This window comes from Dietzia maris, assembly GCF_036287335.1.
GTDB lineage: Bacteria > Actinomycetota > Actinomycetes > Mycobacteriales > Mycobacteriaceae > Dietzia > Dietzia cinnamea.
Map to the genome: position 1 here is coordinate 3,458,712 of NZ_CP143053.1, position 14,887 is coordinate 3,473,598.

At 64.0% G+C, this 14,887-nt stretch carries 11 protein-coding genes and 3 pseudogenes; 8 read left to right on the top strand and 6 right to left on the bottom strand.

From position 1 onward, the window contains the following. Nucleotides 1-240 precede the first annotated feature (240 nt). On the bottom strand, nt 241-804 hold the full coding sequence (locus VYL96_RS16125) for a dihydrofolate reductase family protein (protein ID WP_131886604.1): 564 nt from the start codon (nt 802-804) through the stop codon (nt 241-243). 359 nt (nt 805-1,163) lie between these two features. Further along, nucleotides 1,164-2,555: an NAD(P)/FAD-dependent oxidoreductase gene (locus VYL96_RS16130; protein WP_131886605.1), complete on the bottom strand. Its 1,392-nt coding sequence runs from the start codon at nt 2,553-2,555 to the stop codon at nt 1,164-1,166. 373 nt (nt 2,556-2,928) lie between these two features. Here VYL96_RS16130 and VYL96_RS16135 point away from each other — a divergent pair, with 373 nt between their 5' ends. Further along, entirely contained in the window at nt 2,929-3,105 is a 177-nt protein-coding gene (locus VYL96_RS16135) for a hypothetical protein (protein ID WP_007627834.1), read from the top strand. Nucleotides 3,106-3,323: 218 nt separating this feature from the next. Then, entirely contained in the window at nt 3,324-4,013 is a 690-nt protein-coding gene (locus VYL96_RS16140) for a phosphatase PAP2 family protein (RefSeq protein WP_131886606.1), read from the top strand. Between the two features lie 19 nt (nt 4,014-4,032). Here VYL96_RS16140 and VYL96_RS16145 read toward each other — a convergent pair whose 3' ends face one another. Further along, nucleotides 4,033-4,494 carry a YflT domain-containing protein gene (locus VYL96_RS16145; protein ID WP_131886607.1) on the bottom strand — a complete coding sequence of 154 codons (462 nt, stop codon included), beginning with the start codon at nt 4,492-4,494 and terminating at the stop codon, nt 4,033-4,035. 616 nt (nt 4,495-5,110) lie between these two features. On the opposite strand from VYL96_RS16145, the gene VYL96_RS16150 reads away from it, so the two are divergent. The 3 genes and pseudogenes from VYL96_RS16150 to VYL96_RS16155 all read left to right on the top strand — a co-directional run. Then, nucleotides 5,111-5,401, top strand: coding sequence for a GNAT family N-acetyltransferase (locus VYL96_RS16150; RefSeq protein ID WP_243699822.1), 291 nt, complete (start codon nt 5,111-5,113; stop codon nt 5,399-5,401). Between the two features lie 519 nt (nt 5,402-5,920). After that, a pseudogene (locus tag VYL96_RS17310) lies at nt 5,921-6,016 on the top strand (GNAT family N-acetyltransferase); the annotation flags it as partial. Nucleotides 6,017-6,109: 93 nt separating this feature from the next. Then, nucleotides 6,110-6,373 (top strand): annotated as a pseudogene (locus VYL96_RS16155) (IS1634 family transposase); the annotation flags it as partial. 907 nt (nt 6,374-7,280) lie between these two features. Here VYL96_RS16155 and VYL96_RS16160 read toward each other — a convergent pair. Both VYL96_RS16160 and VYL96_RS16165 read right to left on the bottom strand, forming a co-directional pair. Beyond that, a complete protein-coding gene (locus VYL96_RS16160) occupies nt 7,281-7,673 on the bottom strand; it encodes a hypothetical protein (protein WP_131886608.1) in 393 nt (130 codons plus the stop codon). After that, nucleotides 7,670-8,461, bottom strand: a complete 792-nt coding sequence (locus VYL96_RS16165; RefSeq protein ID WP_131886609.1) for a TIGR04255 family protein — start codon at nt 8,459-8,461, stop codon at nt 7,670-7,672. Before VYL96_RS16165 ends, VYL96_RS16160 begins: the two co-directional genes overlap by 4 nt. A 330-nt stretch (nt 8,462-8,791) precedes the next feature. On the opposite strand from VYL96_RS16165, the pseudogene VYL96_RS16170 reads away from it, so the two are divergent. Continuing rightward, nucleotides 8,792-10,192: pseudogene (locus VYL96_RS16170) on the top strand (IS1380 family transposase). A gap of 241 nt (nt 10,193-10,433) precedes the next feature. On the opposite strand, the gene VYL96_RS16175 reads toward VYL96_RS16170, so the two are convergent. Beyond that, nucleotides 10,434-11,057 carry a hypothetical protein gene (locus tag VYL96_RS16175; RefSeq protein ID WP_131886610.1) on the bottom strand — a complete coding sequence of 208 codons (624 nt, stop codon included), beginning with the start codon at nt 11,055-11,057 and terminating at the stop codon, nt 10,434-10,436. Nucleotides 11,058-11,646: 589 nt separating this feature from the next. Between VYL96_RS16175 and VYL96_RS16180 the strand changes: the two genes are divergently transcribed. After that, a complete protein-coding gene (locus VYL96_RS16180; RefSeq protein ID WP_131886611.1) occupies nt 11,647-13,626 on the top strand; it encodes a type I restriction-modification system subunit M in 1,980 nt (659 codons plus the stop codon). Further along, entirely contained in the window at nt 13,623-14,885 is a 1,263-nt protein-coding gene (locus VYL96_RS16185; RefSeq protein ID WP_131886612.1) for a restriction endonuclease subunit S, read from the top strand. Before VYL96_RS16180 ends, VYL96_RS16185 begins: the two co-directional genes overlap by 4 nt. Nucleotides 14,886-14,887: the final 2 nt, after the last annotated feature.

The following is a 14,887-nucleotide window of genomic DNA, read 5'->3' on the forward strand; positions in this document are numbered from 1 at the left end:
GGTCCGGGTAGCGGGGTGGCTACCGACGACCGCGACAAGGCTAGGCGGCGCGGTGATCTCGGTCACCCCGCCCAGCGGTGGATGTGCACGTGGCACAGTGTGGATCGTCATTTTTCTCGCCCGCTGCGCACCGTGTCCAATTCCGGGCAGGTCGTCGGGTGTACGGGCGGGGGTGTGACGACGACGACCTGGCCGCGGCGCACGGGCTGCGCTACACCGCCCACGCGCTCTGTTGCGAGTTCACCGGCTCCGGTAGTGCAGGAACACCGTCCCGCCTCCGAAGACGCGCTGCTCGGCGAGCTCCAGATCCAGGCGCGCATCCGGCGGCAGGGCGCGAAGGCCCCCGCCGACCACCTTCGGGACGACGAAGAACAGGAAGTCGCTGACCATCCCCGCCCGGATCGCCTCCGCCGCGGTGGTCGGACCGAAGATCTCCACCTCACCGTCGGCCTCGTCGACGATGCGGCGCAAGGTGCCCGGGTCGAGACGCGGCACCAGGCGGTCGGTGTCCGAGGCGAGGTCGTCGGCCGTCATCGTGGACGAGACCAGGGTGCGGGGGATGGCCTGCCAGCGCCGCGCGAATTCCTGCTCGTCGGGTCCCCACTCCTCACCCTCGGGCGGGTTCTGCCAGTACTCCATCAGCGCGTAGGTATGGCGCCCCAGCACCTCGTGGGCGACGGCCCCCATGCGGTCCACGTGGAACCGGAAGACCTCGGCGTCCGGCGCGGACCACTGGAAGTCCCCGTCCGCGTCCGCGACGTAGCCGTCGAGCGAGACGGTCGCGGTGTAACTCAGCGTGCCCATGATCGACCTTCCGAGGGTGGCGCGGGGACGATGGGGACAGCCTAACCCCGGGTGCCAGCCCTACGCTGAGCGTTGACCGGGGTTCTCACGACGAGGGTCGGCAGCGTGGCCGACGGGCGGTCGCTGATCGCGACCACGGCGCCGAACTCGGCGGCCCGGCCGCCGGGGCACGTCAGGGCTGGCGCGGACGGGTCGGGCACGTTTCGCGGACTCATCAGCTGACTGGGTCACCGCACCCCTTCCGCCCGGGCTCACGTCGTCGTCGTCGACCGCCACGGTCCCACCCCGCACCGTCGGCCGCGACCGCTGAGCCCACCGGGCGCGGAGTCAGTCGGCGGCTGCGCCCGCCGGGCGCGGGGTCAGTCGGCCGGTGCGCGCTCGGTGTCGCGCTCGGCGACCTGCTCCGCGCGGGCGAGGGCTTGTCGCCCGTACGCCCACCGGGCCGTGGAGTTGAGGTGCGAGCGATGGTCGCCCATGTGCAGTCCCCAGGACAGCAGGGTGATGACCCGGTTCCGGAAACCGATGAGGAACGCCAGGTGCACGACCAGCCACAGGACCCAGGCGATGAACCCCTGCAGCTGGAACGGGCCGATTTTGGCGACCGCGCTGTAGCGGGACACGGTCGCCATGGATCCCTTGTCGAAGTACTTGAACGGGCGGCGTGCGGCCGGCGACCGTCCCGTCGCCACCTCGCGGGCGATCTGCTTGGCGACGTACTTGCCGCCCTGGATCGCGACCGGCGAGACGCCGGGTAGGTTGTCGAGGTTGATCATGTCGCCGATCACGAAGATCTCCGGCCGGCCCGGCAGGGAGAGGTCCTTGTTCACCAGCACGCGCCCCGCGCGATCCACCTCGGCGCCGGTCTGCTCGGCGAGCATCCGGCCCAGCGGGCTCGCCTGGACGCCGGCCGACCAGATCTTGCACGTGGCGTCGATGCGCCGCAGCGATCCGTCCTGGTCCTTGACCTCGATCCCGTAGTAGTCGACGTCGGTGACCATGGCGTTGAGCTGGATCTCCACCCCGATCTCCTCGAGGCGCGCACGAGCGGCGTTGCCGAGCCTGTTGCCGAACGGCGGAAGCACGGCCGGGGCGGCGTCGAGGAGGATGACGCGGGCCCGGCGCGGGTCGATCCGCCGGAAGCTGTTCTTGAGGGTCCGCCGCGCCAGTTCGGCGATCTGCCCGGCCATCTCCACCCCGGTCGGGCCGGCGCCGACGACGACAAAGGTGAGCAGCCTGCGTCGCTCCTCCTCGTCGTCCGTCACCTCGGCCTGCTCGAAGCAGCCCATGATGCGGCTCCGCAGCTCCAGCGCGTCGTCTATGGACTTCATGCCCGGCGCCCAGTGCTCGAAGTGATCGTTGCCGAAGTAGGACTGGTTGGCCCCGGCGGCGACGATGAGGCTGTCGTACTCGAGCTCGAAGTCGACGTGCCCGGCCGTCGCGTGCACCCTCCGGGCGGTGACGTCGATCTGGTCCACCTCCCCCAGCGCGACGGTGACGTTCTTCTGGTCCCTCAGCACGAGCCGGGTCGAGGGCGCGATCTCGCCGACGGACAGGATGCCCGTCGCGACCTGGTACAGCAGCGGCTGGAAGAGGTGGTGGCCGGTCCGGGCGACGAGCGTGACGTCGACGTCGGCCTTCTCCAGCGCCCGGGCCGCGGCGAGCCCGCCGAATCCCGACCCGATGATGACCACCCGATGGCGGTTCTCCTTCGACGGCCCACTGTTCATCGGCGAGTGCGAGTATCCGGTCATGGCGCCTCCTCGAACTGACTGTGCCGTTCCCATGAGCCCGTCGACGGGCTCCGTTGCGGCCGACCCTAGTCGTGTTCGCGGGGCGCGTCGTCCGGTTCCGGGTCGCTGTCCTCGTACATCTCCGCATCCATCAGGTACGACGAGCCATCGTCCCCGACCCAGAACCCGTTCGTGTACGTGCCGGTGACGGACGGGCGGCGTCTCCGCAGCTCCTGACGCCGGACCGGCTCACGGCATCGCGTCCCCGTGCGATCCCCAGGAAAAAATCAGTCCGCGAGCGGTTCGGAAGGGCGAGAGCCGCTGTTACCCTCGGCCAAGTGAGCGGAGATCACTCTCCGCTCGCGCCTCACGCCCGTCGAAAGGAGACACATCCATGGGTTCTGAAGCTCTCGGTTCGCTCGGTTCGCTCGCCGCGGGGTCGCTCGCGGCGCCCATCCTCGGCTCTCTCGGTCTCGGCTCGCTTCTCGGTGGGCCCGGTAGCGGCGCCGGCAGCGCGACCGACTCGCTGACCGGCCTCCTGCCGACCGACCTGCTCGGCGGACTGTCCTAGCCTCGACTTCTCGGCGACCCGGGGGCTCCCGCCCCGGACATCTCGGTGTCCGGCGGGCGGAGCCCCCGGGTCGCTGCGTCTGTGCGGCCGGCGAGCCACGCGCCCGCGCTGGCCGCCCGCGCCCGCGCCCGGGCCCGCGCCCGCTTCCGCGCCGCGATCGTCGATCGTCGATCGAAGTTTTTCCTGATTTTCTCAGCGATACTTTCTAGGCTGATGCCGTGAACACCGACGACGGCCGGCGCCGCTGGCGACCCACGGTGACGACCACGCGCCTCGCCCCCGGCGCGGCCGCCGCCCTGATCCTCATCCCGCTCCTGGTCTTCGGTGTCCTGGCCGTGGAAGTCGCCCGGCAGGGGTCCTTCGCGTTCGACCGGACCGTGATGTTGTGGGTGCACGGCGCGACGACGCCTTGGCTGACCGACGCCGCGACGTTCGCCTCGCTACTCGGCGGAAAGGGTGTACCGGTCGCCGCCGCCCTCACAGCCCTCGTGCTGTGCGTCAGACGCCGATGGGTGGATGCCGGCTTCGTACTGGCGGTCTACTTCGCCGCCTCGCGGATCAACGTCGCGCTCAAGGCCCTCTTCGAGAGAACGCGCCCCGACTTCTGGGAGCACCTCTCCGCGGAGAACACCTTCTCGTTCCCCAGCGGGCACGCGATGGGGTCGATGTCGATCGCGGCGCCACTCGTCGTGCTCGCCTGGGGCACCCGGTATCGCTGGCCGGTTCTCGTGGCTGCGGTGTTCTACGTGCTGGCGGTGGGAGCGTCCAGGGTCTACCTGGGGGTCCACTTTCCCAGCGACGTCATCGCGGGGTGGTGCATGACGCTGGCCGTGGTGGCGGTGTTCATAGTGATCCTGCAGGCCGCCTCTCAGCGGATCCGCCGACGCGCTCCGGCCCTCTCGAACTGAGGGGCCGAGCGCGCTCACCTCAGCGCTGCAGGTCGCTCCGGGGCGTGGGTCCGGCGATCAGCCGGACGGCCTCATCGAGATGCGTCGACTCGACGAGCACGTCGTAGGAGTCGGCTTCCATCGTCTGCACGGACGAGAAGTCGCGGCGTCCGCCCGTCAAGGCGTGGCCGATGGCGCCGAAGAGCGCGCCCCACAGTGCGCCGAAGCCGAGGGACCACACGAGGATCCACAGGAAGCTCGCCAGCGGGGCGAGGATGAGGAAGAGGATCGCGAGCAGGAGGCCGAACCACAGACCCGCCAGCGCTCCTCGACCCGCGGCCTTACCCGTGGTCATCCGACCCGTCACCTGCTCGATCGAGCGGAGGCCGCTGCCGACGATCCGAACCCGCTCGACGGGGAAACCGCGATCAGACAGTCGATCGACGATCTCCTGCGCGACCCAGTAATCCGGCACGCTCTGCAGAACCCGGTAGTCGGTCACACTCGTTCCGTACGCGGTCTCCGGGTGGTCATTCCGAGCTGACGTCAACGTGGTGTCCTCCTTCTCTGCGACGCCCTCTGCAGGCGTCGCCTCGGTAAAAGTTATGGATGCATACACCATCGTACCGATGCGAGGAGAGGGCCCAGGCCCACGAACGGGGCCCGCATGTCGAGCGCCGCGGGCGCCGGCGGCCTGGCCACGCCGCCCAGTCCGGACGGTGCGACTCGCCGACCTCCGGAGGAATCGGGTTGTCGGTTCCCAGACAGCTTGTCAGTACGCTGCCGGCCCACCAGCCTGTTGTCACCGGTATGTCAGTCGCCGATTGTCACGAGGTTGGCAGAATCCTCGCTTCTGACAGCCGGTGACAATCCCGCAGCTACTCGGAGGGAGTCGTAGCAGCACCCCCGGAGATTCGCCCGCGGGCAGCGCCAGCCGGCACCCTCGCACGCCCACACACGAAATCAGCGCCGTCGTCACCCGGCACCAGCAGTCCTCACGCTCCATGAATCAGCGGGGTTAGGAGATCTGGATGCACCGAATCATCAGCTACGCCCCAGAGCACCGGTCTGCGCTACTAGACCTCTCACTCCGAGCTTGGGAACCAGTCTTCCCGATAGTGAGAAACGAAGTGCCGGGTTTCGTGTACAGCGCGTTCTACCCAAATGGGTGGCGTGAAAGGCAGCTCAAGGACCTGTCAGAAGTGCTTGACAACGAACCTGAGAACGTCGATGTCGCGGTTGATGAGGGGCGGCCAATCGGATGGGTGTGCACTCGCTTGCACCCTGACGACAAGATGGGCGAGGTGTTTGTCATCGCCGTTGATCCCGACTATCAGCAACGGGGGTCGGGCGTCATCTCCTGGAGCACGCGTTCGCTCGAGTTCGCGCGGCGGGCATGGCAATGGTGATGGTCGAGACGGGTGGCGATAGCGGGCACGCGCCTGCGCGAAGAGTGTACGAGTCGATCGGCTTCGAGCCGTGGCCCGTAGCGCGATACTTCAAGCAGCTTGATCAGTAGGAGGCGCTCAGGGGCGCACATCCATCTCAACTGCCGAGAGGTTTGTAGCCGCCCGTCGGCTCCGATCTCTAAATGGGCCATCTTTCCAGGGCGGCGTCACATTCCAGGGGACTGCTGCACGAACAAGTGACATCTGATCTGTGGTGCCGAACGTTGCCGCTGGAAATATGTGTACCGTGCCAAAGCCGTACCCCAGGGCTTTCCGCGACGACGTCGTTCGCGTCGCAGGGGTCTTGCGTGAACCGCAGCTTGCCCACTACGTCGTGGGCTGGCCGCGTTACGGGGACCTTGGCGTGGTCGCGCTGTACGAGGTAGCGCCCGTGGGGGCAGCGTGGGTGCGACTGCTCCCAGAGAGCGATCCCAGCTACGGCTACGTCGATGCCGCCACGCCCGAGCTGGCCATGGGGTCGTGCGGAGTTGGCGCGGACACGGAATTGGGTCCCGACTCCTTGACGCGCTGATCGGGGCCGCACGACAGCGGGGGCTGGCATCGTTGAGCTTGAGCGTTGAAACGGACCTGGGCGGCAGTGCCTGCTGGGAGCGTGGTGGCCACTCTGGCAGGGCTGATCGCTGCGCTGGCTTCCGCCGTCCTCGTTGGATGGCCAAGTCCGACCTCAAGGCAAGACCGGTCTTCCACCGGACCAGGGATTCCATCGAGGCCCACTTGACCGTGGTGTTCGCCGCTCTGGCGGTCGCCCGCTACCTGCAGAACATCACCGGCGTATCGATCAAGAAGATCGTCAGCACCCTCGAACCCCTGCGCACGATCGTGGTCGCCATCGGCGACCACGAGATGGTCGTGGAGCCGAGCATCAACGAGGACGCCCGCAAACTCATCGATGCGATAAACGCGGGTCACTAAAAGTTGTGGAACTCAGGTCTGGACCAGCCAGATCCGCCATGACGATCTGGCTAACTTTCCCGCCGAGGTCATAGAAGAGTAGATGAACTACGCCTCAGCGGAGGGGGTCGTCGACGATGCGACCGTCTGACCGAGCTGCCCTGAACGCGGCTGGAGACGCGCTCTGCCCAGACCCATTCCGAGGGGACCGAGAGCTTAATTTTTCGTCGAGACAATCACTAGCGCCTCCCGCCGACGCCGCGACTGCTCGCGGTGTCCGCGACGAACGGAATCGCCACGCTCGCTTACAAGCAGGCCCATAAACGGTTCGTCCGAACGTCAACATTGAGTCCAAGAAGTTCAATTTCCAATTGAGGTGCAATACTACGGCGTACCCGAGCGCGCCGCATTGATCTTCGGAAGTGGCATTGGGAGACCAACTCGCATAGTAAAACGCGCGTAAGCTTGCGCGAAGTACTCCTTATACGGGCTCATAAGCCGCACCCCGTTCTCGCCCCTACGATCTATGACGTAATCTTTAGGAATAACGTGCAACTTTCTAAAACTAACAACCAAAAACTCCGAGCCTCCGGCTGGCTTTGGGGGCAGAGCGAATTCCGAGATCGTCGTACCTCGACTGAGTGAGGTGCGAAACTCGGACGATTTGAATGCTTCGTTAGATTCTGACAATTCCGAGTACGAGAAGACCAATCCCAGCAATAGGTCCGACTGCGCAGACTTAGGAATGTCGCAGGTTTGAGTTATCACCACGACGTCTCGCCTAGCACGAGCCAAACCCAGGTTATCCGTGGCGCTATCGTAGGTGACCGCAGGCAGTGGGAAGTCAAAGAGAACGTCTCCCTGCTCGAGACCCCCTTCGATATTTCCGTACCACTCACTGGAAAGGGCCTCGAACTCTCCCCCGCCGTCAGTCCTCCCAGACATCGAAATCAATATCCGTGAATTTGAATGATTCAGATTCAGAGTCTTCTACGATCGACACTTCCAGAACTTCTATCTCTTTCGGACCTGGATATACCGCATCGCCCGGCACCTCGAACCAACTAACAGGCGATGGGGAGACCCTGACTGCGCTTCGTTCGACCAGATCCCCCATCTTTTGTCGGAGTTGCAGCCAGTCGCTCTCGACTTTCTGGCCGGTGTCGGTTAGGGCACTTGATCGTGAAGTCACACTGAAGGCGGCAGTCTCGACAGCCGACGCCGCTGGGGTCTGCAGCGCGCCACTAAGGCCGAGCGGAAGTGCCGCCACTGCGAATCCATAGTTGACGAACCTGCTCGCCGCAATATCAGCAACGCTCACTGAAACAACTCCCTTGTGCGGTCCGTGATGCATGCCTCAAACTCAGTATTCTCGAGCCCCTTCAGCTCTTCGGCTACACGCAATGCGCTCTCAAAATCGCTAGCCGGAGACAAACTGCGCAAAAATTCCAAGTCGAGAACGAAAGCTTTGCCGCCCCTCTCGTCCTCAGCGGGTTCAACGCTTGAAAAGGTCAAAAGGCCGCGTGTCGCGCCATCGCTAAGCGTCGACTCGACTCGATGAAGAAGCGCATCAGTTGTCCCGTTGAGTCCCCCAACAGGACGGTACGGTATATTGAAGTACGATTCGACTGAGTCCGTGTCCGTTAGCGGAAGAAATACGCGATTTATGTAGCGGACCGAAACGCTTGCGACGGCAGCGCCGCGAAATAAGTCTTGAGCCTGGTCAACTAATTCCCTCAGGCGACGAGAAAGGCTCGGCCATCCTTCATAAGGGGCCAGGGAATTCGCACTTACAGTTGAGGGACTAATAACTGCGAGCCGCGTCAAGTCCTCACTTCGATAAATCAGTCGCTGTTCACCCTGCCCCAATTGGAATTGCGCTTGCCCGGCGGCGTCATTAGGGAACTGAACGTTGGCTTGTACCTGCTGTTGCACTTCCGGCTCCGCCGGATAAGTGCCTCGGATCTTCTCGAAGAGCATTCCGGGCAGAATAGGGCTCCACGCTATAGGCGTGGCGAAAGTAAACTGACACAAAGCCTCGATGATCGGCGGGCGGGAGTACTCTCGTCGATCTTTTTCGCCAACGGGCGGGCTAGCTTCAGAGGTCATGGTTGACCCAGCTTAGCGGCCAACCGCACCGGGGGTGCACAACTCGCCGGAGTGCGACTACAGCCAGGGTAGGTCACGTTGAGGTTCCACTGGTGTCCGCAACAGCGAACTCCCCTGAGTCCTCTTGCGCCCTGATCCGAGTCCACCCCGCAGCCGGTTTGGCAGCGCGCCTACATCAAAGCGTCCGCCCGCAAATTTCATGAGCACTAGCCCCGGTGATTCACGGGGATCTGAGGATTGTCGGGCGAAAATAGACCGAAGTGCTTCCTGAACAGGGGAAACTGGGACTTGTCGAAGGTTCCATGTCCCCACACAGAAAGCACTCGGTAGGTGAAGCGTACGTCGTGGTCGTCTGGTCTGTCCGTTACTGCTGATGGTGTCGGGGTGATCTCCCACGCCGGAGCCATCGCGCCACGCCTTCTGGCGGATCGAGTGGGGCTGACCGCCGAACTGTCGGGGGCCATGACTCGCAGACGGTTCATCCCGATCCATGACCGCGGCCGGGTGCTGATCGACCTGGCGGTGATGCTCGCCGATGGCGGCGAGTCCATCTCCGACATCGGCGTCCTGCGCCACCAATCCGAGGCTCTGGGCCCGGTGGCGTCGGCACCGACGGTGTGGCGCACTCTGAACGAGGTCACCGCCGGCAAGCGCAAGAAGATCCAGGTGGCGCGAGCCCGCACGCGGCGGCATGTGTGGTCCCACCTGCCCGGCGGAGTACCCGCATCCAAATGTGCAGGTTGAGACCTTGAGTCGACGGTCGTGCTCGATGTGGACGCCACGATCGTGGTCACTCACAGCGAAAAAGAGAACGCCGCACCGACGTACAAGCGCACGTTCGGGTACCACCCGATCGGTGTGTGGTGCGACAACACAGAGGAGTTCCTCGCCGCGAGCCTGCGCCCGGGCAATGCCGGGTCCAACACCGCGGCTGACCACATCGACGTCCTGGGCCAGGCGATCGCGCAGATCCCCGCCGCTCACCGCCGTGACCTGCTGATTCGATCCGACGGTGCAGGCGCCTCCCATGACCTTCTGGATTGGGTCACCGAGCAGAACCGCGTCCGTGGTCGACGGGTGGAGTACTCGGTCGGCTTCTCCATCACCGCCCCGCTACGCCGGGCCATCGCGACCTGCCCCGAGGAAGCGTGGGGGCCGGCACTGAACCCTGACGGAGACATTCGGGAGGGGGCCGAGGTTGCCGAACTGACCGGATTCCTCGCCCCCGGGCTGCTCGCCAAGTGGCCGGCGGGGATGCGGGTGTTCGTCCGCCGCGAGCGGCCCCACCCGGGCGCCCAGCTATCGATGTTCGAGGAGATCGACGGGTGGCGCTACCAGGCGTTTGTCACCAACACCGCCACCGGCCAGCTCCAATTCCTCGAGGCCAGGCACCGGGCTCACGCCCGAGTGGAGGACCGGATCCGACACGCCAAAGACACCGGGCTCGGCCGGCTTCCCTCCCGGGAATTCGCCCTCAACCAGGCGTGGCTGGTGGCGGTGATGCTCGCCGCTGACCTCGTGGCCTGGACTCGGATGCTGGCCTGCACCGGCGACGCCGCAGTCCTGGCGTTGTGCGAGCCCAAGGCGCTGCGCTACCGCTTCCTCCACGCCGCGGCCCGACTGGCCCGCAGCGGCCGACGACGAAAAGTGAAAATCCCCGAAACGTGGCCCTGGGCGACCGCCATCGTCGCCGTGTTCAACACAATCGCCGCGATCCCCAAACCCGCCTGATCCCACCCGCCCGCACTCGACAGCACCACCGGAGACCCGCCCACCGGCAGCGCCAGCCGGCACCCTCGCACGCCCACACACGAAATCAGCGCCGTCGTCACCCGGCACCAGCAGTCCTCACGCTCCATGAATCAGCGGGGCTAGGCTCTCTTCGGGCCGTTCCGCCGGTTCGAACATGATCGGTGCGTAACACCCTGACTCGCCACGAGTTTGCTGTTCCCGTCTGGGGACCGCGGTGATCTTACGGTTGACTCGTACAGCCGAATGTCGAATCGGGCCCGTAAGGGCTCCAGCCGTCAAGGTGCGGTTGGAGGTCTTTCGGTTTCGGGTCAGGGGTTGACGGCGTCGCCAAAGTTCCCGTCAACGGATCGATGGCGTCACGGTGCTGCTGGGCCCAGGCGATCCACTGCTGTGCACCTGATTGTTCGTCGACGGGAAGGGCCTGGGCTCGGACGCGCATCGCCGCCAGGTACTGGTCCAGCTCTTGGGTCCGGCGCCAGCGGTCCATCTGTTCGGTTAGGACGTGCGCACGGTGGTGCTCGGCGTAGCGCTGGCGGGCAACTTCAATCGCCTGTTCCCATCGCTGTCGCTTCTCGCGCTCTTGTCGTTCGCGTTCAATCCGCCGGACCTCAGCTTCGGCTGTACGCAGCTCTATTTCCTGCAGGATCTGGGCGAGGTCGGTCAATGAGCAATCGTTATCTGTCCAGGTTCCCTGGCGAACCGCAGGACCGCCGCCCACCTCAAATTTCGAGAGCCCGGCAGGAACGTAGTCGTACTTCGGATACGTGGTCCAGGAGTACTTCTCGGCCTGCCGCAGCTCTGCCCGTGTGGGCTGGTGCTCGACTCGCTTCGTGGGCTCGGTCACCGAGACCGTGAAGGTGTGACCCGAGACTGTGATGTCCAGGTCATGTGGTGGCCTCTGCTGGGTGCGGTTTCCATAGCGGTCACGACTTTCCGCGGCGGCCACGTCGAAGCCGCGGGCCGAACACTCCGCGGCGATCGCGTGAAGAATCCGGTGACCACGTTGACGCAATGGCGAATTCCGCTTCCCTGTTGCGCGGGCGCGGACCTAGGTCAGTGCGGGGTGAAACTTGCTCACTCGCTCTGGCACCGGGATCGGTTCGAGCTCGACTGTCATCCACTCCGGCGGATCGGTCAAAACGATCGTGGCTTCACCCCACCGCGCACCGCGCTCAACTACGAGCAACTTGCCGGCCGGCACCCGACGCCTGGTCGGTCTGCAGAGCCGCGTTAGCGACTCGGTCGACCTCCCTTCTTTCGGCTCGGGGCAGCTTGTCTCCGATCCGCCCATCTCATCACGGACATCTCTTGGTGGTCAATGGCCATTGATGGCCAATGCGCCCGATCCTGGCGGCGGTGCGTCTTGACCACGACGACAGGGGCGACCACTACGTTTAAGTAGTCAGCCATCCTCGATTAAGGACCACCCCGAGTTGCCCACCACCAACGCCGCCTTCATCTGGTCCATCGCCAACAAGCTGCGAGGCCCGTACCAGCCCAATCAGTACGGCGACGTGATCCTGCCGTTCACCATCCTGCGGCGCCTGGACGCGATCCTCGCACCCACCAAGGCAGACGTCCTGATGCAGTACGCCAAGTTGCAGGACAGCGGCATCGACCCGTTCGTGGTGCTGCGGTCAAAATTCGGGCTGCCGTTCTTCAACACCTCGGTGTGGGACTTCAGCAAGCTCGCCGCGGACCCGGCGGGTCTTGCGGACAACCTCATCGACTACATCGAAGGGTTCTCGGCCAATATCCGGGACGTCTTTGACGGCTACAAGCTCCCCGAACTCATCGAGGACTTGGACAAGAAGGATCGCCTGTTCCTCATCGTCAAGGACTTCGCGAACGTGGACCTGCACCCGGATCGTGTCAGCGGGCACGACATGGGTTACATCTTCGAGGAGCTCATCCGGAAGTTCGCCGAGTCCAACAACGCCCAGGCCGGTGACCACTTCACCCCACGTGAGGTCATTGCCCTCATGGTGAACCTGCTCTATGCAGACTCCGATCTCGAGCTCACCACTCCCGGCATCGTGCGCACCATCTACGACCCCGCGGCGGGCACGGGCGGCATGCTCTCGGTGGCCTACGACCACCTGGTGGAGATGAACCCCGACGCCAAGCCGGTGCTGTACGGCCAGGAAGTCAACTCGCGCTCCTATGCCATGTGTAAGTCGGACATGGTGATCAAGGGCCAGGGCGTGGACAACATCTACAACGGTGACACGCTCACCGACGACGGCTTCCATGGCGAGCACTTCGATTTCCTGCTATCCAACCCGCCGTTCGGGGTGGAGTGGAAGACGCAGCAGAAGGCAGTCAAAGACGAGCATGAGCAGCGGGGCTTCGCGGGGCGTTTCGGCCCCGGCCTACCGCGGGTCTCCGACGGCTCACTGCTGTTCCTGATGCACCTGATCAGCAAGATGCGGCCCGTCCGCTCACCGGAGGACAAGGGCTCCCGACTGGCGATCGTCCTCAACGGCTCGCCTCTGTTCACCGGCGGCGCCGGCTCGGGCGAGTCCAACATCCGGCAGTGGATCATCGAGAACGACCTGCTGGACGCGATCATCGCGCTGCCGACGGACATGTTCTACAACACCGGCATCTCCACCTACATCTGGATCCTGGACAACGCCAAGACCGACGAGCGCAAAGGCAAGATCCAGCTCATCAACGCGGTCGAGATGTTCGGCAAGATGCGCAAGTCCCTGGGCTCCAAGCGCAAGATGCTGCGCACGCAGGACATCGAGAGGATCTGCGAACTCTACGACGGCTTTGAAAACCACCAGAACGACGACGACGAGGCACCCGCTCTCTCGAAGGTGTTCGCCAACTCGGAGTTCGGATACCGCACCATCACGGTGGAGCGGCCCCTGCAGCTGCGTTTCCACATCACTGACGACACCGGGGAGCTCGTACTCGCGACCAAGGCGATCGCCAAGTTGCCCGCCGCCGATCAGGAAGCTATTCGCAGCGCCCTCGACGGTCTCTCGGGCCGCTCGTGGACCAACCGCGACGCCTTCGTCACCGAGCTCAGAGCCGCCCTGAAGTCTGCCGGCATGGCGAAGGTCGGCGCCCCGGTGATCAAGACCATATGGACCACCATCGGCGAGCACGACCCCGAGGCCGACGTCATCACCACCAAGGGCAACCCCGAACCCGACACCTCACTGCGCGATACCGAGAACGTGCCCCTGTCTGAGGACATCGAGGACTACTTCGCCCGCGAAGTCCTGCCCCACGTCCCGGACGCGTGGATCGACCATGACAAGACCAAGGTCGGCTACGAGATCCCGTTCACCCGCCACTTCTACCGCTACACCCCGCCCCGCCCCCTCGAAGAAATCCAGAAGGACCTCCGCCACCTCGTGACAGAGATCCAAGCCATGCTTTCGGAGGTGGGGGCGTGAACTGGGCTCCGTATGCGCGATACCGAGCAGTCGACACCACGTGGCTTGGGCAAGTTCCAGATCACTGGGAAACTCGTAACCCCAAGTCCCTCTTCAGACTCCGCCGGGAGCCGGCACATGCAGACGACCGGCAACTCACTGCTTCGCAGAGCGATGGTGTCGTCTACCAAGACGAATACATGGAGAATCGTGGTACCCGCGTTGTTCAGGTGATCGAGGGCCAAGCTGGTCTCAAGCACGTGGCTGCAGGAGACTTTGTGATCAGCTTGAGAAGCTTTCAAGGCGGAATTGAGTATAGCGCCGCAGCTGGAAAAATTAGTCCCGCCTACACAATTCTTCAGCCACTCTTCGAAGCTGACCATCGATACTTCGCACACCTACTAAAATCCGACGGTTTTATTCAAGAACTCCGAAGCACCTCGAACCAGCTGAGGGACGGCCAATCGCTGGGAATCGAGCATTTCGCGCAAGTGAGAGTACCTCTCCCGCCCAAATCAGAACAGCGTGCAATCGGGGGATTCCTCGACCGTGAGACCGCCAAGATTGATGCGCTGATCGACAAGCAGGAACAGCTCATCGCCACCCTGCGCGAGGACCGCGCCGCCACGATCCACAACGCGGTCACGACGAACCACGTGGACCCCAGCAGCCAGGCTCTACAGCTTAAGAGAATTAGTCGAATACTCGACTGTAAGCACCTCACCGCCGAATTCACCGACGATGGGATACCGCTAGCTAGCATCCGCGAAGTTCAAGGCCGATACGTAAACCTTGATTCCGCCAAGCGAACAACCGAGCATTTCTTTCATCTCCTTACTTCAGGCGACCGGCGGCCCCAACAGGGCGACCTAATTTTCTCGCGAAATGCGACCGTCGGGCAGGTAGCAGAAGTCCAAAACACCCACGAACCTTTTGCCATGGGGCAAGATGTATGCCTCATCCGACCCAACCGATCGTTAGTGCGTGCCGGATTTCTCTGGTATTCACTACGATCCGATTCCGTACTCCGTCAATTGGAACTGATGATGATCGGGTCCACGTTCAAACGGATCAATGTCGAAGAGGTCAAGAACATCATCATCGACGTTCCCAGCCTGAAAGAGCAAGACTCTGCTCGCCGATTTCTGGATGAGAGGGTCTCGAAGATTGACGCGCTGATCGACAAGTCCACCGGGATGATCGAGACCCTTCGCGAGTATCGCTCGGCACTGATCACCAATGCCGTGACGGGCAAGATCGACGTGAGGGAGGCTGTGTAGTC